Annotated in this window: 21 protein-coding genes; 10 read left to right on the top strand and 11 right to left on the bottom strand. The window is 68.7% G+C overall.

Translation table 11 applies throughout. From position 1 onward, the window contains the following. Positions 1 to 36 precede the first annotated feature (36 nt). Positions 37 to 999: a rhomboid family intramembrane serine protease gene (locus tag EIZ44_RS07090; RefSeq protein WP_134664645.1), complete on the top strand. Its 963-nt coding sequence runs from the start codon at positions 37 to 39 to the stop codon at positions 997 to 999. Here EIZ44_RS07090 and EIZ44_RS07085 read toward each other — a convergent pair. Both EIZ44_RS07085 and crgA read right to left on the bottom strand, forming a co-directional pair. Beyond that, positions 985 to 1,365: a PH domain-containing protein gene (locus EIZ44_RS07085; RefSeq protein ID WP_240691235.1), complete on the bottom strand. Its 381-nt coding sequence runs from the start codon at positions 1,363 to 1,365 to the stop codon at positions 985 to 987. The genes EIZ44_RS07090 and EIZ44_RS07085 overlap by 15 nt on opposite strands. Positions 1,366 to 1,498: 133 nt before the next feature. After that, a complete protein-coding gene (gene crgA / locus EIZ44_RS07080) occupies positions 1,499 to 1,765 on the bottom strand; it encodes a cell division protein CrgA (protein ID WP_037809181.1) in 267 nt (88 codons plus the stop codon). A 601-nt stretch (positions 1,766 to 2,366) separates the two neighbouring features. Between crgA and EIZ44_RS07075 the strand changes: the two genes are divergently transcribed. The 4 genes from EIZ44_RS07075 (at position 2,367) to EIZ44_RS07065 (ending at position 5,055) form a co-directional block, all read left to right on the top strand. Beyond that, positions 2,367 to 3,320: a class E sortase gene (locus EIZ44_RS07075; RefSeq protein ID WP_205673063.1), complete on the top strand. Its 954-nt coding sequence runs from the start codon at positions 2,367 to 2,369 to the stop codon at positions 3,318 to 3,320. Further along, positions 3,320 to 3,478: a hypothetical protein gene (locus EIZ44_RS44610; protein WP_162836037.1), complete on the top strand. Its 159-nt coding sequence runs from the start codon at positions 3,320 to 3,322 to the stop codon at positions 3,476 to 3,478. Before EIZ44_RS07075 ends, EIZ44_RS44610 begins: the two co-directional genes overlap by 1 nt. Next, positions 3,448 to 4,443: an LLM class flavin-dependent oxidoreductase gene (locus EIZ44_RS07070; protein ID WP_240691234.1), complete on the top strand. Its 996-nt coding sequence runs from the start codon at positions 3,448 to 3,450 to the stop codon at positions 4,441 to 4,443. Before EIZ44_RS44610 ends, EIZ44_RS07070 begins: the two co-directional genes overlap by 31 nt. Positions 4,444 to 4,563: 120 nt before the next feature. Beyond that, positions 4,564 to 5,055 carry a hypothetical protein gene (locus EIZ44_RS07065; protein ID WP_134728033.1) on the top strand — a complete coding sequence of 164 codons (492 nt, stop codon included), beginning with the start codon at positions 4,564 to 4,566 and terminating at the stop codon, positions 5,053 to 5,055. Between the two features lie 55 nt (positions 5,056 to 5,110). Here the strand turns inward: EIZ44_RS07065 and EIZ44_RS07060 are convergent, their stop codons facing one another. Continuing rightward, positions 5,111 to 5,497 (bottom strand): SCO5389 family protein, encoded by a 387-nt coding sequence (locus tag EIZ44_RS07060; RefSeq protein ID WP_037809185.1) that lies wholly within the window; start codon positions 5,495 to 5,497, stop codon positions 5,111 to 5,113. A gap of 130 nt (positions 5,498 to 5,627) precedes the next feature. Next, positions 5,628 to 6,227, bottom strand: a complete 600-nt coding sequence (locus EIZ44_RS07055; RefSeq protein ID WP_240691233.1) for a TetR/AcrR family transcriptional regulator — start codon at positions 6,225 to 6,227, stop codon at positions 5,628 to 5,630. Positions 6,228 to 6,289: 62 nt separating this feature from the next. On the opposite strand from EIZ44_RS07055, the gene EIZ44_RS07050 reads away from it, so the two are divergent. Then, positions 6,290 to 7,192, top strand: coding sequence for an NADP-dependent oxidoreductase (locus EIZ44_RS07050; RefSeq protein WP_134728031.1), 903 nt, complete (start codon positions 6,290 to 6,292; stop codon positions 7,190 to 7,192). Between the two features lie 2 nt (positions 7,193 to 7,194). Here EIZ44_RS07050 and EIZ44_RS07045 read toward each other — a convergent pair whose 3' ends face one another. Continuing rightward, entirely contained in the window at positions 7,195 to 8,511 is a 1,317-nt protein-coding gene (locus tag EIZ44_RS07045) for an FAD-dependent oxidoreductase (RefSeq protein WP_037809190.1), read from the bottom strand. Between the two features lie 111 nt (positions 8,512 to 8,622). Between EIZ44_RS07045 and EIZ44_RS07040 the strand changes: the two genes are divergently transcribed. From EIZ44_RS07040 to EIZ44_RS07025, 4 genes are all read left to right on the top strand, one after another. Beyond that, on the top strand, positions 8,623 to 9,267 hold the full coding sequence (locus tag EIZ44_RS07040; RefSeq protein WP_134728030.1) for an aminodeoxychorismate/anthranilate synthase component II: 645 nt from the start codon (positions 8,623 to 8,625) through the stop codon (positions 9,265 to 9,267). Positions 9,268 to 9,281: 14 nt separating this feature from the next. After that, positions 9,282 to 10,085: an ATP-binding cassette domain-containing protein gene (locus tag EIZ44_RS07035; protein WP_037809470.1), complete on the top strand. Its 804-nt coding sequence runs from the start codon at positions 9,282 to 9,284 to the stop codon at positions 10,083 to 10,085. Continuing rightward, positions 10,073 to 10,717 carry a hypothetical protein gene (locus EIZ44_RS07030; protein ID WP_134728029.1) on the top strand — a complete coding sequence of 215 codons (645 nt, stop codon included), beginning with the start codon at positions 10,073 to 10,075 and terminating at the stop codon, positions 10,715 to 10,717. Before EIZ44_RS07035 ends, EIZ44_RS07030 begins: the two co-directional genes overlap by 13 nt. Positions 10,718 to 10,821: 104 nt before the next feature. Continuing rightward, the gene (locus EIZ44_RS07025) at positions 10,822 to 11,151 is read left to right on the top strand and encodes an effector-associated constant component EACC1 (RefSeq protein WP_037809200.1); all 330 of its coding nucleotides are present in this window, start codon (positions 10,822 to 10,824) and stop codon (positions 11,149 to 11,151) included. 69 nt (positions 11,152 to 11,220) lie between these two features. Here the strand turns inward: EIZ44_RS07025 and pknB are convergent, their stop codons facing one another. Genes pknB through EIZ44_RS06995 form a run of 6 tightly spaced genes read right to left on the bottom strand, consistent with a single transcriptional unit; the run spans position 11,221 to position 19,238 of the window. Then, complete coding sequence (pknB, locus tag EIZ44_RS07020) at positions 11,221 to 13,212, bottom strand: Stk1 family PASTA domain-containing Ser/Thr kinase (protein ID WP_037809471.1); 1,992 nt, start codon at positions 13,210 to 13,212, stop codon at positions 11,221 to 11,223. After that, positions 13,209 to 14,453 (bottom strand): serine/threonine-protein kinase, encoded by a 1,245-nt coding sequence (locus EIZ44_RS07015; protein WP_037809201.1) that lies wholly within the window; start codon positions 14,451 to 14,453, stop codon positions 13,209 to 13,211. Before EIZ44_RS07015 ends, pknB begins: the two co-directional genes overlap by 4 nt. A gap of 3 nt (positions 14,454 to 14,456) precedes the next feature. Next, complete coding sequence (locus tag EIZ44_RS07010) at positions 14,457 to 15,920, bottom strand: peptidoglycan D,D-transpeptidase FtsI family protein (RefSeq protein ID WP_037809202.1); 1,464 nt, start codon at positions 15,918 to 15,920, stop codon at positions 14,457 to 14,459. Then, a complete protein-coding gene (locus EIZ44_RS07005; RefSeq protein WP_037809207.1) occupies positions 15,917 to 17,404 on the bottom strand; it encodes an FtsW/RodA/SpoVE family cell cycle protein in 1,488 nt (495 codons plus the stop codon). The genes EIZ44_RS07010 and EIZ44_RS07005 overlap by 4 nt, the downstream gene beginning before the upstream one ends. Then, on the bottom strand, positions 17,404 to 18,780 hold the full coding sequence (locus EIZ44_RS07000; protein WP_037809208.1) for a PP2C family protein-serine/threonine phosphatase: 1,377 nt from the start codon (positions 18,778 to 18,780) through the stop codon (positions 17,404 to 17,406). The genes EIZ44_RS07005 and EIZ44_RS07000 overlap by 1 nt, the downstream gene beginning before the upstream one ends. Continuing rightward, positions 18,777 to 19,238 carry an FHA domain-containing protein FhaB/FipA gene (locus EIZ44_RS06995; protein ID WP_037718919.1) on the bottom strand — a complete coding sequence of 154 codons (462 nt, stop codon included), beginning with the start codon at positions 19,236 to 19,238 and terminating at the stop codon, positions 18,777 to 18,779. The genes EIZ44_RS07000 and EIZ44_RS06995 overlap by 4 nt, the downstream gene beginning before the upstream one ends. Positions 19,239 to 19,273 lie beyond the last annotated feature (35 nt).

Below are 19,273 nucleotides of genomic sequence, written 5' to 3'. Positions count from 1 at the left end.
CAGGCAGGGATGGGGTTTCGGTAGGTTGGAGTCATCGTGAGCCAACCGCCGAACCCGTCCGCGCCCTCTCTTCCCGGTTGCTGGTGGCATCCGAACCGCCCGACCGGCCTCAGCTGTGCCCGCTGCGGACGTCCGGCCTGCCCGGACTGCCTGCGCGAAGCCCCGGTGGGGTTCCAGTGCACGGACTGCGTCCAGTCCGGCGCGCAACAGCAGAAACAGCAGCACCGGCAGTACCGCGACGCCGGAATGGGCTCCCGCACGATCGCCGGGGCCCGGCTGTCGAACTCTTACACCGTCACGGCGACGTTGATCGCGGTGAACGTGGTGGTCTTCCTGATCACCGTCATCCAGGCGAAGAGCCTGTTCAACAACCAAGTCGCGTCCGTCGAGCAGGCTGGCGTCCTCTGGCCCTCGGCCACGCTCGGCGGCGGTGAGCTGTGGCGGATCTTCACCTCGGGCTTCCTGCACTACGGGCCGATTCACATCGCGGCGAACGCGTTCTCGCTGTGGATGATGGGCCGGGCGCTGGAGCAGGTCTTCGGCAAGATCCGGTACCTCGCGCTCTACTTCGTGTCGATGCTCGGCGCATCGACCGCGGTCCTGCTCTTCCAGGACATCGACGGCGCCACCGCGGGCGCGTCCGGGGCGATCTTCGGACTGCTCGGCAGCTACGCGGTCATTGTGCTGAAGCTCCGGCTGAACCCTTCCGCGCTGCTGATCAACCTGGTGATCAACGCCTACGTCACCTTCGCCATCCCCGGCATCTCGATTTACGCGCACGCGGGCGGGCTCGTCACCGGGGCACTGGTGACGGCCGCGATGCTGTACGCACCGGCCAAGAACCTGGCCCGGTGGCAGGCGATCGGCACAGTCATCGTCGTGGTCGCGCTCGTCGGGCTGATCAGCTGGCGAGCCACGCAGATCCCCACGGTGTCGTGCGATTTCCACCAGTTCCAGAGCAGGACCGATTACGGCTGCCAGCCGTCACGCTCCAGTTGAGCGGGCCCGCAGTTCGGTAAGCACGTCCAGCACGTCGCGAGGATCCTCGCCGAGGTCGGTCTGCCCGAATATGAACAACTGCTCGTCGCGCTCCAGTTCGAGCGTCACGCCGTCGCGGCCGAGACGGCGGGTGCTCCGCAGCCGGACCGTCGTGCCGGTCCAGGGGAGCCGGTGCGTGCCGGAGAGCGTGCGGGCCTGAAGACCGTGCTCGTCGGCGGCCAGTCGCGGCCGCACGAGCGTCCAGTGGCCCGCGAACGCGCCGACGGCCAGGGTCGCGAGGCCGGTGAGCACCGCGCCCTTGCCGTCGCCGAAGAACGCGTCCGCGCCGGTTCCGACCAGCAGCAATGCGGTCAGGCCCCACGCCACTACCACGAGGTTTCGGCGCGGGGCCCAGGAGGTCGGGTGGTTATCCACAGGGGTTATCCACACTGGGGATGAGTCACACCGGTGTGATTCGGTGTCAATCGGCCGACCGGAGCAAAGCTGATCCGGCGGATGGTCAGCGCCACCGCATCGTCATCAGCAGGCCGGCGATCATCGCGGCGAATCCGATGGCGAAATTCCAGTTTCCGAGCTCGCTGAGGAACGAAACTTTGTCGCCGGCGATGTAGTTCACGACCAGCCACACCAGCCCGAGGAGCATGAGGCCGAACATGACGATCTTGTAGAACAGGTTCGACGGTCCCGCGGCCTGGACCTTCACCGGGGTGCGGCGGTCGACAGGCGGGGTGTACGCGGTCTTCTTGCGGACCTTCGACTTCGGCATCGTTTCCTCGCGTGCTCTCGGGCATTCCTGGTGGCGGCATCCTGGACGAGGTCCCGCTGTCGGGGTGCGCAACCAGCGCCACGTGCACACGTTAACGTAAAGGACGGCTCCGCAGCACCGGGCGGGAGCGGTCGGGTTTCTCAGACTGTGACAATAGCGCCACCTGGAGTGCCGAGGAGGCCTCCGGCCGGGCGCGGGAGGAGCTTGCGTGACGCCGCAAGATTGGCCGGGCGAGGACGACCGCCGCCCCGGCACCGGACCTGACCGCCCGGTCCGCCGTCAGCCGCCGCCGCCGAGAAGGCAGCCAGGGGAGACCCCGCCGCGGCGAAGAGTGGCCGGGAACCCCAGCGGCAGATCACCCGAACAGCGCACGCCGATCGACCGGGGCGGACCGCGCCGGGACGGCGGCGAAAACCGGCCCGTGCAGGGCCGGCCGGGCGAAGGCAGGCCCCGCGAGGGTGACCCCCGCGGCGGTGATTTCGGCGGTCCGCGCGATCCCGGACCCCGCCGTACCGCGGAGTTCCGCGCCGAAGGCGGTCCGCAACGACGTCCCGGCGACCCCGGCGGACGTCCTCGCCGCCAGCCGGAAGAAGGCCGTCAGATGCCGCGCCGAGTCGGCACCGCGGCCCCGGACCCGTCCCGGCGGCGGATGACCGGCCCGGAGTTCGCCGAGCAGCCGACCGAGGTGTTCTCTGCGGTCGCGGTGGAGGACAAGGACGACAAGAAGGCGAAAAAGACCCCGCCGCCGCTGGGCAAGGGCGGGCTCGCGATCCGCACCGCGGGCGAAATCTTCATCACGCTCGGCGTGGTCGTGCTGCTGTTCATGGTGTACGAGGTGTGGGTCACCGATCTGTTCTCCGCCGAGAAACAGCACACCGCGAGCGACCAGCTCGACGGCGACTGGGCGAAGGACCGCACGCTGCACCCCGAGCTGATCGACGGCAAGGCGTTCGCGCGCATCCACATCCCGTCGTTCGGCGCGGACTGGAACTTCACTATCCAGGAAGGCACCGGCGAGGATTCGCTGGCGATCGGCCCCGGCCACTACAAGGGCACCGCGCTGCCGGGCGAACCGGGCAACTTCGGCGTCGCCGGGCACCGCGTCGGCAAGGGCGCGCCGTTCAACGACCTGGACAACCTGAGTTCCTGCGACCAGATCGTGATCGAAACGCACACCGATTTCTTCATCTACCAGGTGCTGCCGTACGACGACGAGGTCAAGGGCTGGAGCAGCGGCAAGGGCGCGCAGCCGGAGTGCAAGGGCGTGTCGACGCTGCGCAACTCGAGCATTCCCGGCGGCGGACCGTACGACGAGACGTTCGGCCGCAAGGTCGTCCAGCCGAGCCAGGGCGACGCGGTGAACCCGGTGCCGTACAAGCCGGCCGGGGCGCTGCCGAAGGCGCAGCAGGCTTCGCTGCTCACGCTCACCACGTGTCACCCGCAGTTCTCGGCGAAGGAACGGCTGATCATCACCTCGGTGCTGACCCGCCAGGTGCCGAAGACGCAGGTGCCGGATTACACGACGTTGCTGAAGAAGATCGGAGTCGCGTCCTGATGTACGGCTGGCTCTGGCGGCATCTGCCCGGACCGTTCGCGGTGAAGTTCGTGATCGCGCTCGTGCTGGTGCTCGGAATCGTGGCGCTGCTGATGTTCGTGGTGTTCCCGTGGCTGGACCCGCTGCTGTGGTTCAACAACGTGTCGGTGAGCAACTGAGGTTCGGGGTCTTCCTGGTCTCGGGCCGCTTCCCGGGCCAGGACGACGCCGCCGTACTGCGCCGCACCGTCCACGCGGCCCGCGCGGCCGAGGTCGCCGGTTTCGACGACGTGTGGCTGGCCGAGCACCACTTCATGCCGTATGGCGTGTGCCCGTCGGCCATCACGCTCGCTGCGCACGTGCTCGGCCAGACGTCGCGAATGAGTGTCGGGACGGCGGTAAGCGTGCTGTCCACGACGCATCCGGTGGCGTTGGCAGAACAGTGGTCCATGCTCGACGCGGTTTCTGACGGCCGCCTGCGATTGGGCGTCGGCCGAGGTGGGCCGTGGCAGGACCTGGAGGTATTCGGGACCGGATTGCCGCGCTATGAAACGGGTTTCGCCGAGTCGCTGGACCTGTTGCTGACTGCCGCTAGTGGTCGAGTCTCGGCCCGGGGCGCGCATTTCTCCTTCCGTGAGGTACCGCTGCGCCCGACTCCGCAACGCACCCCACAAGTCGTGGTGGCCTGCGGCGGCCCGACTTCTTCCGCGGTCCGGTTGGCTGCGAAACGTGAGCTGCCGTTGTTGCTGGGCCTGCACGCGGATGACGCGGAGAAGGCGGCCACTGTCGCTGCTTACGGTGCTCCCGCGGCCCACGTGTCGACGGTGCTGTGCCAGGTCGGCGACGATGCTTCCGCCGTTGTGCGCCGCGCTTTGCCGGGATGGCTGGCGGACGGCTTAGCGGCCCATGTGCCGGTTGACGATCGGCCTGGTCCCGGGCGGGATCCTTGGGAGTACACGGAAAAACTGTGCGCGATCCATCCGGTGGGGTCGGTTGAGCATTGCGTCGAGACTTTGCGGACGAGTTTTGCGCGCACTGGGGTGTCGCACGTGATCATGTTCGTGGAAGCGTCGGGCACGGAGGAGGGCACGATGACAAACATCGCGCGGATCGGTGCCGAGGTGTTGCCCGCACTGCGGGGCTAGCCGGACGCTGGTTTTCCGGACACGAGGTTCGCGCGCGACTATCTCACGCCCTGTAACACCGATGGCGATCCTTGCGAGTTCAAACCTGACACGTTCAGCGGCGAACGGCGGGGAGAACGAATGTCGGCTCACAAACTCATCGTTTTTGCCATCGCCGCAGCTGTCTTGGCGATTTCCCTGGCCGGATGCGGATCGTCGACAGGTGCCGATCCAGCAGAACCTGCCTCGCCAGTGTCGACGTGGAAGAGCATGTTCGACTCGAGCACAGTGAACCCCTCGGCACCGCTGCCGACCACGGAGAGCACGTCCGTCCCGCCGGCGGCGAACGATTTCGAGATTGCGCTGAAGACCGTTTCCAAGCATTGCTTTGGCTCTGCCGGTTGCAATGTGGTGGTAGAGCCGAAATTCACGTACAAGGGCACGTCTGATCTGGATCACTACACGTGCGACATCACGTACGAGATCACCGGTGACAAGAGCGGTCCGATCACGGAGACCGCAACGGGCACGACCCCGGGGAAAACGATGGTGCGCAACACCGTGATGACTACGTCCTCCACGAAGACCAAGGTCGCCGCGGCGGTGACTTCAGCCGAGTGCAAAGCAAGCTGAAGCGGCCCGGCCAGAGAAACCCTGACCGGGCCGGTCGTCCAACCCGAAACCGGACTCAGCAGTCCCGCAGCTCAGGGCTCTGGTTCAGCAACTGCCCCCGAGGCGAAACGAACGCCCGGTACCGATCCCCGTCCGTCTCGCGGAACACGGCTACCCGGTGGCAGTTCTGGAACGCCAGCTTCACCCCGAAATGCCGTTCCAGCCCGCCCCGGATCGCGTCTGAGGCCAGTGCCCGCAGCAGCTGACCGCGGGCGGTCTCGTCCGGCGGCGGGGTTTCGTTGTCCGCGAATCCGTCCGCGGCGGTGTCTGCTTCCGCGATCACTCCGGTGATGACCTCCCACGCGTACGGCAGCGATTCCCGCACGCAGGCCACGAACTCGGCGTCGGAGACCTCCCCGCGTTCGGCCTTTTCCAGCAGCGCGGGCGATACGTCCAAGGACAAGACAACCTCCATGGTCAGCGGTACCCCTCAGAGCTACCGGCCCGCCCGACCCGGCCACAAGAGAAAACGAGTTTCATCACCACTTTGGTGGATCACTCCCACCGGAACAGCCGCACGCTGAGCATCCTTGCTAAGCGCGGCTAAGCGGCACCCGCACAGCTGGCGGCAGCGGTCCGGCATCCGGATGCGCCCGGAACGACTGGATCAGCAACGCCGTGAACCGACGCACCGCTGCGACGCGAGCAGAAGCTGGTTCCACCCGGATCCCCTCGTTGGCGACCAACGCCAGCACGAGGTCTTCCAGCACGAAATCCGCACGCAGTTCGCCGGTGTCCTTCGCTCGGCGGATGAGTTCGAGCAGCAGCCGCAGGGTGTGGGCTCGGTCGGCGGCGAAGTCGAGTCGCCGGGGCAATTGGGCGACGAACGCGCGAAAGCCCTGGTCACGGGCATGCGCCTCGGTCAGCTTCTCCAGCACCAGGACGAAACCCTGCCACGGATCAGCCTCCGCCAGGCCCTCTTCGACGATTGACGAGCACAGCGCCAGTTCCTCGGCGAACGCTTCGGCGATCAGTGCGTCTTTGGTCGGAAAATGCCGGTAAACCGTCGCGACGCTCACCTCGGCCTGCCGGGCGATCTCCCGCATCGGTACGCCGTATCCGCGGACCGTGAAAGCCACCCGCGCCGCCGCGAGGATGCGGACTCGGTTGTGGGCGGCGTCGGTCCGTCTCACTTCGGCCGCCACCTCTCTCACTTCCGGCTGGATCGCTGACCTGCTGGAATACCTTCGGGCACATGAAAGCCGTCCAGTTTTCCCAGTATGGCCCGCCCAGCGTCGTGCACGTTGCCGATGTCGCCGAACCGCACGCCGGACCGGGGGAGATCCGCATTTCGGTGCGCGCGTCCGGGTTTTCCGCGGGCGAAACCATCATCCGATCCGGAGCGCGCAAAGACACGATGCCGGTGACGTTCCCGTTCCGGACGGGCTACGACGCTGCTGGCGTGGTCGACGAGGTGGGCGACGGGGTCACCGGAATAGTGCCCGGCGAGCACGTCTTCGGCATGACCGACGCGAATCGTCGGGGAGCCAACGCGGAGTACGCAGTCTTGGTGCATTGGGCTGCCAAACCGGACGCCTGGAGCTGGGCTGAGGCGGGCGGTGCCGCGGGCGCGATCGAAACCGCGACCCGGGTGTTGGATCAGCTTCCTGGCGGAAAGATCCTGGTGAACGGCGCGGCGGGCGGCGTCGGCACGGTCGCAGTTCAGTTGGCGATCGCACGCGGGGCCACCGTTATCGGCACGGCGAGTCCGCACAACCACGATTTCCTGCGTTCCCTCGGGGCTGAGGCGACGACGTACGGTCCGGGGCTGGTCGACCGAGTCGGCAGCGTCGACGCGGTCTTCGACTGTGCCGGGGGCGCATTGCCGGACCTGATCGAGATCGCCGGAGACCCTGCGCGGGTCGTGACGATCACCGACACCACCGCGCCACAGCACGGCGTGCACTTCTCGCACGGCGCAGCGCTCCCTGGTGCGGATCCGTTGGCAGTACACGGACTTGCCCCAGCAGTAAAGCTCGGTGAGGGAGGCCGCTTGCGGATTCCCGTCGCAGCGACCTTCCCGCTGAGCGAGGCCGCGGCCGCGCATGAGTTGAGCGAAAGCAGGCACGCCCGCGGGAAGATCGTCTACCTGAACTGACCTCAGGCGCGCGAAACCCGCACCATCTCGTCGCGTTCCACGACCTTCACCCGCTCGCGTCCCTCGGCCTCGCCGAGCGACTTCTCGTGCGCGTCGAGCTTGCCCCAGCCTTCCCAGGTGGTGAACGAAATCCCGCGCGCGGCAAGGAATTCCAGGATCGCGTCCGGGGACGAATGCCGCGGCGCGGCGAGGGTGTCCGCGTCCGCCAAGAGGTTCGCGACGGTCTCGGCCGCGTCGCCCTTCGTGTGGCCGATCAGGCCGACCGGGCCGCGTTTGATCCAGCCGGTCACGTACACGCCGGGGACCTGGTTCTCGTCCAGGTCCAGCACCCGGCCGCCCTGGTTCGGGATCACGCCCGCGGTGTGGTCGAACGGGATTTCCGGCAGGTGCGACGACAGGTACCCGACCGCGCGGTACACCGCCTGGACGTCCCAGTCGTGGAATTCGCCGGTGCCGACGACCTTGCCGTCGCGGTACTCGGTGCGCTCGGTGCGCAGGCCGACGACCTTGCCGTCCTCGCCGAGCACTTCGACCGGTGCGTGGAAGAAGTGCAGGTGCAGCCGGCGCGGGCGGGTGCCCTCGTCGCGGATCGCCCATTCCTGCAGCGTCTTCACGACCATGTCGGTCTGCTTCGAGGACCGCAGTTCGGCGACGCTGGCCTCGTCGAACTCCATGTCCTCGGGGTGCACGATCACCTCGACGTTCGGCGAATGGTCCAGTTCGCGCAGTTCCAGCGGCGAGAACTTCGCCTGCGCCGGACCGCGGCGGCCGAACACGTGCACGTCGGTGACCGGGCTGGCCTTGAGGCCCTCGTAGACGTTCGCCGGGATGTCGGTCGGCAGCAGTTCGTCGGCGGTCTTGGCGAGCACGCGCGCCACGTCCAGCGCGACGTTGCCGACGCCGAGCACCGCGACCGACGACGCGGTGAGCGGCCAGGTGCGCGGCACGTCCGGGTGGCCGTCGTACCAGGACACGAAGTCGGCGGCGCCGTGGCTGCCGTCGAGGTCGATGCCGGGGAGGTCGAGCGCGCGGTCGGCCATCGCGCCGGTCGCGAAGATGACCGCGTCGTAGAACTCGCGCAGGTCGTCCAGCTTCAGGTCGGTGCCGTAGTCGACGTTGCCGAGCAGCCGGATGTTCGGCCGGTCCAGCACCTTGTGCAGGGCGTTGACGATGCCCTTGATGCGCGGGTGGTCGGGCGCGACGCCGTAGCGGATCAGCCCGAACGGCGCGGGCATGCGCTCGAACAGGTCGATCTCGACGTCCGCGTCGGACTTGTCCAGCAGGTCGGCGGCGTAGATGCCGGCGGGGCCGGCGCCCACCACGGCGACACGAAGGATTCGGCTCACCCGCTCCACGGTAAGTTAGGTGATCCTAACAATCACTGTGATCTGGCGTACGGTCCAGCAGGTGGGAGCCGCTAAGCTGGCGGCATGCGCGTTCTCGTCGTCGACAACTACGACAGCTTCGTCTACAACCTCGTCCAGTACCTGGCGCAGCTCGGCGCCGACTGCACGGTGTGGCGCAACGACGTCGTCGACCTCGATCGCGTGCCGGACTTCGACGCGGTGCTCGTCTCCCCGGGTCCCGGAACGCCGGAACGCGCAGGTCAGAGCATTGAAGTGATCGCGAAATGCGCCGAGACGCGCACGCCGATGCTGGGCGTCTGCCTCGGCCACCAGGCGCTGGGCGTGCACTTCGGAGCCACCGTCGACCGCGCGGACGAGCTGCTGCACGGCAAGACCAGCCCGGTGCGGCACACCGGCTCCGGCATCCTCGCCGGGCTGCCGGAGGAGTTCACCGCCACTCGCTACCACTCGCTCACCGTGTTGCCGGACACCATCGATCCGGACATTTTCGAGGTCACCGGCACCACCGAAACCGGCATCGTGATGGGCATGCGGCACCGCGAACTGCCGCTGGAGGGCGTGCAGTTCCACCCCGAATCCGTGCTCACCGAATGCGGCCACCGGATGCTGGCGAACTGGATGGCCTCGGCGGGCCACCCGGTCGCGCCGACCGTCGTCGACGACCTGGAGCGGGCCACCCGCACCCTGCAGAAGGCCGCGATTGCGTGACCGCGCCGACCCCGCTGATCCGGCTCAGCGGAGTCGGAAAACGGTACGGCAGCGGCGAACCTGTCCTGACGCACATCGATTTCGAGGTGCCCGCCGGACGGGTGGTCGGCATCCTCGGCACCAACGGATCGGGCAAATCGACGCTGCTGCGGGTCCTCGCCGGGGTCTCGCGGGCGTCGTACGGCGACATCGCCGGGAGCCCGGCGGTCGGCTACCTGCCCGACCGGTTCCCCGGCGGCCAGCGGCTGAGCGCGCGGGCGTACCTGCGGCATCTGGCGCGGATCCGCGGGCTGACTGACCTGTCCGGGATCGATCCGCTGCTGAAACGGCTCGCGCTGGTCGGCAGTCCGGACGCGCAGCTGCGCACGCTGTCGAAAGGCAATGCGCAGAAGGTCGGCCTCGCCCAAGCCGTGCTGGTGCGGCCGGACCTGCTGATCCTCGACGAACCCTGGTCCGGCCTCGACGTCGGCACGCACGCGGTGCTCGGCGAACTGGTCGCGGAAACCCGCGCACGCGGCGCGAGCGTCGTGTTCACCGACCACCGGCCGGACGTCGTGCGCGAACACGCGGACGAGGTGTACCGGCTCGCGTCCGGCCGGGTCGCGCCGCTGGAAACGCATCCGGAGCGGAAGCGGATCACGCTGCTGCCGGTGTCGTCGAGCGTCGACAACTGGTCCGCCGAACCAGGCGTGCACGCGGTCGCCGACCAAGCAGGCGGCGTGGTCCTGACGGTCGACGCCGAACACGCCGACGCCGTGCTGCTGCGCGCGTTGTCCGGCGGCTGGTCGGTGCGGGAGGTGGCGCCGTGCTCGCAGTGAGCCGCTATTACCTGGCGCTGCTCGGCCATTCGCAACGCTATTTGCCAGCCGGGCTCGCGTACCTCGCGTTGTGCTCAATCCTTTACGCAGACCCGAGTTCGCCAGTGCTTCCGCTGTTTGGCGTGAGCGGCGCGGGGATTCTCGTACTCGGCTGTTGGCTCACGATCGCGTTGCTGGACATCGAGGATCCGGTGCAGCGACTGATCACGCTCAACCACGCCGGCGGCAATCGCAAAACCATCGGCGGCGCGGTGCTGACGGTGTTCGGCTGCACCTTGGTGTGCACGCTGGTGACCGTCGGCTGGGCGGCGACGCATCGGAATCAGTTGCAGGCACAGATCATCGGTGCCGGGCTGGCGACCCATCTCGCGTGCGCTCTGGTCGGCATCGCGATCGGCCTGCCGTGCTCGCGGCTGCTTGTGTCGCGCATCGGCTGGACTGTGCTCGCCGCGGTTCTCGTGCTGGGCGTGGTGCTGCTGGGAAAGTGGGTTCCGCTGGTGCATCCGCTGCTGCAAGCGCTGATGAACGGCTCCCCGTACGGCGGCCCGCTCGGTTTGGCGATAGGCACGTCGGTGGTGCTGCTGGCGGCGAGCATGACGGTGGTGGGCACGGTCTCTACCCGCCGATCCTGACCTTTCTGCAAATTGCATTCGGCAAATGCCGATTTGGGGGTTCCGGGTCGGGCTGCGAGTCGGTTACCCTCGCGCCGTCTGTTGGGCCCGGGAGGGGAGCATCCGTGACGGCAGGGATCGCCGCGATCACCGTGGACGGCTCAGCGGACGAGGTGCGGCACCTCGTTTCCTGGCTCGGCGCCGAGGACGAACTGGCCGGGCGGGTGCGGCTCGCCGGGCCGGGCAGCGGCGTGGTCGTGATGGTGAGCAGCCGGTCGGCGGGCACCTTCTGCCGGTCGCTTTTCGGCTGGCTGCACCGGCAGCGCGACGGACGGCGCGTGTCGCTCACCGTGAAGCGCTCCGGGGCCGTCGAAGAGCTGGACGTCGACTGCGGCGGCGGGCACGACGTCGACGAGGTGCTCGCCAGCGTGCGGAATTTCCTCGACCAAGACTGATCGGCCGGCGCGAAAAAAGGGCCCGCACGGTGCGCACCGTGCGGGCCCTCCTTATGCGCTGCGAGCGAGTCAGCCGCCGTTGTTGTTGCGGATCCCGCCCGGCGGGAAGATCCCGCCGGAGCTCGACGTCGGCGAGCCGCCGCTGCCGTCGTCCTCCTTGATCGTCAGCATGATCGGCTGGGTCGGGCTGATCTGGCTGCCTGCCTGCGGGTTCTGCTTCACCACGGTGTTGGCCTTGCCGCTGCCGGACGAGGTCGACTGCGTTTGGATGCTGCCCGACCAGCCAAGGCTCTGCAGCTTCTGCGTCGCCTGGTCCGAGGTCATCCCGGTCAGGTCCGGCATCTGGATCTGCTGCGGACCGGACGACACGGTCAGCTTCACCGTGCTGTTCGGGGGCAGGTTGCCGCCGTTCGGCTGCTGGTCGATGACCTGGTCCTTCGGCTGGTCCGAGGCCTGGTCGACCCGCTGGGCCTTGAAACCGGCGTTCTGCAGGATCTGCTTCGCCGTCGCGTAGTCCTTGCCGACCGTGTTCGGCACTTCCTTCTGGTTGACGCCGGACCCGACGACGATGTCCACCGGCGTGCCTTCGGTGGCCGAGGAGTTCGCGGTCGGGTTCTGCGACACGACCTTGCCGACGTCGTCCGGGGTGTCGACGGGCTGCGAGGTCGTGTTGCCGAGCTTCAGCTTGGCCTGTTCGAGCGCCGTCTTCGCGTCTTCCGCCGACTTGCCGTGCAGGTCCGGCACGGTGGTGTTGCCCGGCTTCTGCCCGACGGTCAGCGTGATCGTGGACGTGGTCGGCACCGTCTTGCCGACCTCCGGGTCGATCGCGATGACCTTGCCGATCTGGTCCTCGGTGCAGGTCTGCCCGCCGGGGTTGCTCGCCTCCGGACCGCACACCACGTTCTTGTTCGGCGCGAACGACGAGAAGCCCGCCTGCTGCAGCGCCGCCTTCGCCTGGGTGACCTGCTGGTTGACCACCGGCGGGATCTGCGCGGTCTCGTTCTTGTCGCGGAACGATCCGCTCAGCCAGAAGATCAACAGCACCACACCCGCCACGAGCAGCGCGGCGATCACCCCGAAGATGATCCGGCGGCGGCGCTTGGCGCGCGGGTCCTCGTCCGGCTCGTCGGCGTAGTCGTCGTAGGCCACCGGCTGGCGGCGGTCGGCGTTCATCACCTGGGTGCGCTCGTCGTCCGACATCACCATCGGGGCCGACGGACGCTGCCCGGACAGCGTCCGGACCAGGTCCGACCGCATTTCGGCGGCCGACTGGTACCGGTTCGCCGGGCCCTTGGCCAGTGCCTTCAGCACGACCGCGTCGAGCTCCGGCGACACCGCCGGGTTCACCGACGACGGCGGGTTCGGGTCCTCCCGCACGTGCTGGTACGCCACCGCGACCGGGGAATCGCCGGTGAACGGCGGCTCGCCGGTGATCAGTTCGTACAGCACGCAGCCCGCCGCGTAGACGTCCGACCGGGCGTCCACCGACTCGCCGCGCGCCTGCTCCGGCGAGAGGTACTGGGCGGTGCCGATGACGGCCGCGGTCTGCGTCATCGCCGACTGGCCGTCGTGCATGGCGCGCGCGATGCCGAAGTCCATCACCTTGACGGCGCCGTTCTTCGTGATCATCACGTTCGCCGGCTTCACGTCGCGGTGCACGATGCCGTGCCGGTGCGAGAAGTCGAGCGCGGCGCAGACGTCGGCCATGACCTCCATCGCGCGCTTCTGCGACAGCGGGCCCTCGGTCTTGACGATGTCCCGCAGCGTCCGGCCTTCGACGTACTCCATCACGATGTACGGCAGCGGACCGACGTCGGTGTTCGCCTCGCCGGTGTCGTACACGGCGACGATCGCGGGATGGTTCAGCGCGGCCGCGTTCTGCGCCTCGCGCCGGAACCGCTCCTGGAACTGCGGATCGCGGGCGAGGTCCGCGCGCAGGACCTTGATCGCGACTTCCCGGCCCAGCCGCACGTCGTGCCCGTGGTGGACCTCGGACATACCGCCGTACCCGAGCGTGTCGCCCAGCTCGTACCGATTGGAGAGCAGTCTGGGTGTCGTCATCGCTTCGTGCCGTTCCATTCCGTCCAAGGTGTGGTCATCATGCCTTGCAGGCCCTGGGCCTCGCTCGTACCGGCCGGGGTGGCTGAGGTCGGTCCGCTCCCGCTGTCCACGCTTCGCGGCGGTCCTCCGTTGCCGGAGGACACCACTCTCGCGATCAAGAACGCCACGGCCACCAGGACCACGACGATGACCACCGCGAGCAGCACCCACCAGCCCCACTGGTTCCGTTTCGGCGGCGGGACCGGCGGACCGGGCGGGCCCGGCGGAGCCGACAGCGGCCGGAACGCCGGGTTGGAACTGGGTCCGACCGGGGCACCGGCCGCCTGCGGCACTGCGGGCGGAACCGGTGGCACGGGCGGTGCCTGACCTGCCGCGTAGGCGGCGTTGACCAGGCCGAGCGGGGTGGGCAGCGGACGGCCGGCGCGGACCGCGGCGATCGCGCCCGCGAACTCGCCGCCGCTGGCGTAGCGCTGCCGGGGGTCCTTCACGAGCGTCGCCTCGATCACCGCCCGCGCGCCCGGCGGGACGTCCGGCGGCAGCGGCGGCGGGACGTCGCGGATGTGCATCATCGCGACCGTCACCGCGTTCTCGGACAGGAACGGCCGGTGCCCGGCGAGGCATTCGTACCCGCACACCGCGAGCGAATAGACGTCGCTGGCCGGTTCCGCGTCCTGGCCGAGCGCCTGCTCCGGCGCGATGTAGTGCGCGGTGCCCATGACCATGCCGGACCGGGTGACCGGGGCCGCGTCGGCGGCCTTGGCCACGCCGAAGTCGGTGATCTTCACCTTGCCCGCGGGGGTGACCAGGATGTTGCCCGGCTTCACGTCGCGGTGCACCAGGCCCTGTTCGTGCGCGGCCTGCAGCGCGGTGCCCGCCTGCTCGAGCAGGTCGAGCGTGTAGTCCGCGGTGAGCCTGCCGTGCTTGGCGAGGATGCCCGCCAGCGGATCGCCCTCCACGTACTCCATCACCAGGTACGCGATGGACAGGTCCTCGTTGACCGTCTCGCCGTAGTCGTGCACCGCGGCGATCCCGGCGTGGTTGAGCGAGGCGGTCATCCGCGCCTCGGTCCGGAAACGGTGCAGGAATTCGGCGTCGCCGGACAGTTCGGCCTTCAGCACCTTCACCGCGACGATCCGGTCGAGCCGGGTGTCGCTCGCCTGCCAGACCTCGCCCATCCCGCCGACGGCGATCCGGTTCGTCAGCTTGTAGCGCTCGGCCAGCAGCTGACCCGAGGACAGCATCGGCTATCCACCCCCGAGCCGGGCGGCGATGGCGGCACGGCCGATCTCGGCGGCCACCGAGCCGCCGGTCGCGGCGAGACCGCGGTTGCCGCCGTTCTCGACGATGACCGACACGGCGATCTGCGGGTTGTCCGACGGCGCGAACGCGGTGTACCACGCGTGCGGCGGGGTGTTCTTCGAGTCGGCGCCGTGCTCGGCGGTGCCGGTCTTCGACGCGATCTTCAGCGCGTCGTTCTTGCCGCCGCCCTTGGTGAAGGACTCCGACGCGATCATCATGTCGGTGAGGATCTTGTCGTTCTCCGGCGACAGCGCGGGCTTGCCGGTGAGCTGCTCCGGGTCGACGTTCTCGACCGTCGACAGGTCCGGGGCCAGGATCGACTCGATCAGCTGCGGCTTCATCGCGTAGCCGTTGTTCGCGACGGTCGCCGAAAGCAGGCAGTCCTGCAGCGGAGTGAGCCGGACGTCGCGCTGGCCGATGCCGCTCTGGTAGAGCGCGCCCGGCGAGTCGAGCGCGCCGACGGTCGAGCCGACGACCCGCATCGGCACGGTCAGGTCGTTCTGCCCGATGCCGAAGTTGGTCGCGGCCGCCTTCATCTTGTCCGCGCCGAGCTGGCCGGCGAACGTCGCGAACGGGACGTTGCACGAGTGCGCCAGGGCGTCCTTGAACGTGTTGCCGGGGCAGGTTTCGCCGCCGTAGTTCTCCAGCGTCGTGTTCGTGCCCGGCAGCTGCACGTTCGGCGCGGTGCTGATCTGGGTGTCCGGGCCGATCCCGCTCTCCAGCGCCGCGGTCGCGGTGACGATCTTGAACGTCGACCCCGGCGGGTAGTTCTCCGAGATCGCCCGGTTCAGCATCGGGTTGTTCTTGTCCTTGGAGTAGGCGTCCCAGGCCTTGTTCTGGTCGGTGCCGTGCGTCGCGAGCTGGTTGGGGTCGTACGACGGGGTCGAGACCATTGCCAGGATGCGGCCGGTCTTCGGCTCCATCGCGACCACCGCGCCGGTGTAGCCGCGCTGCGTCATCAGGTCGTAGGCGGCCTTCTGCACCTTCGGGTCGATGGTGAGCTTCACGTTGCCGCCGCGCGGATCGCGGCCGGTGACCATGTCCGACAGCCTGCGCACGAACAGCCGCGGGTCCGATCCGTTCAGCACGTCGTCCTCGGCGCGCTCGAGCCCGCCCGCGCCGTAGTTGATCGAGTAGTACCCGGTGACCGGGGCGTACATCGGGCCGTCGGCGTAGGTGCGGAAGAACTTGAACTTGTCGGTCGAGGGCTTCACGCCGGCGAGCACGGTGCCGTCCGGCGTGACGATCTGCCCGCGCTGCCGGGAGTACTCGTCGTAGAGCACGCGCTGGTTGCGCGGATCGGTGCGGTACGTGTCGGCCTTGATGACCTGGACGTAGGTGATGTTGGCCAGCAGCAGCACGATCATCGCGAGCATCGCCATGCCGACCTTGCGCAGGGGGGCGTTCACGCGGTCCTCCCGTTCGGGTCGCCTTCGGCGGGCGGACGCCGCACCATGACGGTGTGCGCCTCGGCGATCGGAGCCTGCGGCTGCTGCGGCTTCGGCCGGGAGGCCGGCCTGCGCGCCGCGTCCGAAATGCGCAGCATCAGGGCGACCAGGATGTAGTTCGCCAGCAGCGAAGAGCCGCCGTAGGACAGGAACGGCGCGGTGACGCCGGTTTCCGGGATGAGCGCGGTGACGCCGCCGACGACCACGAAGATCTGGATCACGATGGTGAAGGCGAGCCCGCCGCCGAGCAGTTTGCCGAACGTGTCGCGCACCGCCAGCGCGCTGCGCATGCCGCGCATCGCCAGCAGCATGTACAGCATCAGCACCGCGGCCAGGCCGATGAAGCCGAGCTCCTCGCCGATCGCGGCGGTGATGAAGTCGGTGCTCGCGGCGGGCGGGATGTCCGGACGGCCGGCGCCGAGCCCGGTGCCGCCGACGCCGCCGGTGCCGAGCCCGAACAACGCCTGCGCGAGCTGGTAACTGCCGCCGAGCACGTCGTAGCGAGGGCCGAGCGGGTCGGTCCAGTTCTCGACCCGCTGCTGCACGTGGCCGAACAGGTTGTAGGCGATGATGCAGCCGCCGATGAAGAACGTCAGCCCGACGACGACCCAGATCGCGCGTTCGGTCGCGACGTAGAGCATCACCAGGATGATGCTGAAATACAGCAGCGACGTGCCGAGGTCCTTCTCGAACACCAGCACGCCGATCGCGACGGCGGCGGCGATCAGGATCGGGCCGAGGTCACGGGCGCGCGGCAGTTCCACGCCGAGGAACTTCTTGCCCGCCACCATGAACAAATCGCGTTTGGACACCAGGAACGACGCGAAGAAGATCATCAGCAGGATCTTCGCGAACTCGCCCGGCTGGATCGAGAAGAACGGCAGCTTCAGCCACACCTTCGCGCCGCCCGCCTCGGACAGGCTGGCGGGCAGCACCGCGGGCAGCGCGAGCGCGCCGAGCCCGACCAGTCCGGCGATGTAGCTGTAGCGGGTCAGCGTGCGGTGGTCGTTGACCACCACGAGCACGATCACGAACAGCACCAGCGAAACCGCGGTGAACAGCAGCTGCTTGGTGATCTCCGGCGAGTACTCCTTGCCGCGCTGCATGAACGATTCGGCCTTCGCCAGATCGAGCCGGTGAATCATCACCAGCCCGATCCCGTTGAGCAGCGCGACGCACGGCAGCAGCACCGGGTCCGCGTACGGGGCCCACCGGCGCACGGCGAGGTGCGTCGTGGCGAGCACGCCGAGGTAAGCGAGTCCCACCCACAGGATCGAGAGCGTCAGCTCCTGCTCCTGGTTGGCCTCGACGATGACCAGCGCGAGCGTGACGATGCCCGCCGCGAACGCCAGCAACGCGAGCTCCGTGCCCCTGCGCTTGGGGAGGTCTCGCGGCGGATTCGTGGCGAACTGGGCGGACGTCGGGTCGGCCAGCGGCTGGCCCATCAGTTACCGCCCCCCGTCGGCGGCGTACCCGCCGTCGAGCAGTCCCTCCCCGCAGGCTGGTTCGCCGACGAAGGCGTGCCCCCGGGAGGCGCCACGCTGGACGAGGGCGCGCCCGACTGCGGGGTGCCCGGAGGATTGGCCGGCTTGCAGTCCGACAGCTTCTTCTTGAGACGCAGGAAATCGTCGATGTACTTGCGCGCGTCGTCGAGGCTTTCGCGCTTCACACCGTTCTGCACGGCGATGCGCGCGTCCTCCTGCAACGCGGAGACGCGGAGCTTGTCGGTGCACAGCTGGCCCGGCGGGCACGAGCCCTGCTCGAGCGAGTGCAGGTCGATGCCGAGGATGCTGCCCGGGACGCCGCGGTAGATCACGACCTCCTGATCGGGGCCTTCTCCGACGTAGTACTGGCTGAGCACGAAGTATCGAGTCGCGATCGCGGCGGCGCCCAGCACGATCAGCACCACGACCGCCCCCACGAGCCAGCGGAACCGTTTCCGCCGTTTCGCTTTCGGGTCTTCCGGCGGGGGCTGCTGCTCCGGTCGCGGCTGCGGCGGCGGCTGGGTCAGCGCGCGCGCCCTCGCCGCCGGGGAATCGCCCTGATGCATCTCGTCGCTGCCGTCGCCAGCCGCGCCGCCCACGATCGGGGCGTCGTCGCCGAAATCGACGTCGACCACGTCGGCGATGATGACGGTCACGTTGTCCGTGCCGCCGCCCTTGAGCGCCAGCTCGATCATCCGGTCGGCGCAGTCCTGCGGGTCCGGGATCTGCACGGCCTCGGCGAGCGTTTCGTCGCTGACCATTCCGGACAAACCGTCGGAGCAAATCAGGTACCGGTCACCGGGACGCGCCTCGCGCACGGTCAGGCTCGGCTCGACCTCGTGTCCGGTGAGCGCCTTGAGCAGCAGCGACCGCTGCGGGTGCACCGCGGCCTCTTCCGGCGTGATGCGGCCCTGTTCGAGCAGTTCGTTGACGAAACTGTCGTCGCGGGTGATCTGGGCGAACTGGCCGCCGCGCATCAGATACGCGCGCGAGTCGCCGACGTGGACCAGACCAAGTCTGCTTCCCGCGAACAGGACGGCGGTGAGCGTGGTGCCCATGCCGTCCAGGTCGGGGTCCTGGGAGACCAGTTCGGCGATCGCCGCGTTGCCGTTCTGGACGGCTTCGCGAAGCTGGGCGAGCAGGTCGTCGCCCGGCTCGTCGTCGTCGAGCGGGGCGAGCGAGGCGATGACGACCTTGCTGGCCACCTCACCTGCGGCGTGCCCGCCCATGCCGTCGGCGAGCGCGAGGAGACGCGGGCCGGCGTACACGGAGTCCTGGTTGTTGGAACGCACCAGGCCCCGGTCGCTGCGGGCCGCGTAGCGGAGGACGAGAGTCATGGGCGAAGCTCGATCACCGTCTTGCCGATCCGGATGGGGACTCCGAGCGGGACCCGGAGGGGTGCAGTGACCTTAGCCCGGTCGAGGTAGGTCCCGTTCGTCGAGCCCAGATCTTCCACGTACCAGTCCTCCCCGCGCAGCGCGATCCGGGCGTGCCGGGTCGATGCGTAGTCGTCGTCGAGCACCAGCGTCGAGTCGTCGGCCCGGCCGATCAGGATCGGCCGCCCGTCGAGCGCGATGCGGGTGCCCGCGAGGGCCCCGTGCGTCACGAGCAACTGCTGCGGGGCCTTGCTGCCCCGCGGCTTCTTCTCTTTGTTGCGGCGGAAGGACGGCACCTGGACCCGAAGGCCCGACGCGGCGTAGAGGTCCGAGCGCACGACTCGGAGCGCGGCGAACACAAAGAGCCAGAGCAGCACGAGAAAGCCCACTCTGGTGAGTTGAACGACCAGCTCTGGCACTTGTTGTGTCCGCTCCCGCCTGTGCCTGCAAGCCG

The organism is Amycolatopsis nivea (assembly GCF_004522235.1).
GTDB lineage: Bacteria > Actinomycetota > Actinomycetes > Mycobacteriales > Pseudonocardiaceae > Amycolatopsis > Amycolatopsis nivea.
Note: the sequence above shows the minus strand (reverse complement) of the source record. Positions and strands in the feature narration are given on the sequence as shown.

What these genes read in the sequence shown, in the direction of transcription:
- EIZ44_RS07005 (WP_037809207.1), bottom strand. Translation starts at nt 17,404, where the DNA reads ATGGGCCAGCCGCTGGCCGACCCGACGTCCGCCCAGTTCGCCACGAAT.
- EIZ44_RS07050 (WP_134728031.1), top strand. Translation starts at nt 6,290, where the DNA reads ATGAAAGCCGTCCAGTTTTCCCAGTATGGCCCGCCCAGCGTCGTGCAC.
- pknB (WP_037809471.1), bottom strand. Translation starts at nt 13,212, where the DNA reads ATGACGACACCCAGACTGCTCTCCAATCGGTACGAGCTGGGCGACACG.
- EIZ44_RS44610 (WP_162836037.1), top strand. Translation starts at nt 3,320, where the DNA reads ATGTACGGCTGGCTCTGGCGGCATCTGCCCGGACCGTTCGCGGTGAAG.
- EIZ44_RS07065 (WP_134728033.1), top strand. Translation starts at nt 4,564, where the DNA reads ATGTCGGCTCACAAACTCATCGTTTTTGCCATCGCCGCAGCTGTCTTG.
- EIZ44_RS07040 (WP_134728030.1), top strand. Translation starts at nt 8,623, where the DNA reads ATGCGCGTTCTCGTCGTCGACAACTACGACAGCTTCGTCTACAACCTC.
- EIZ44_RS07075 (WP_205673063.1), top strand. Translation starts at nt 2,367, where the DNA reads ATGCCGCGCCGAGTCGGCACCGCGGCCCCGGACCCGTCCCGGCGGCGG.
- EIZ44_RS07000 (WP_037809208.1), bottom strand. Translation starts at nt 18,780, where the DNA reads ATGACTCTCGTCCTCCGCTACGCGGCCCGCAGCGACCGGGGCCTGGTG.
- EIZ44_RS07015 (WP_037809201.1), bottom strand. Translation starts at nt 14,453, where the DNA reads ATGCTGTCCTCGGGTCAGCTGCTGGCCGAGCGCTACAAGCTGACGAAC.
- crgA (WP_037809181.1), bottom strand. Translation starts at nt 1,765, where the DNA reads ATGCCGAAGTCGAAGGTCCGCAAGAAGACCGCGTACACCCCGCCTGTC.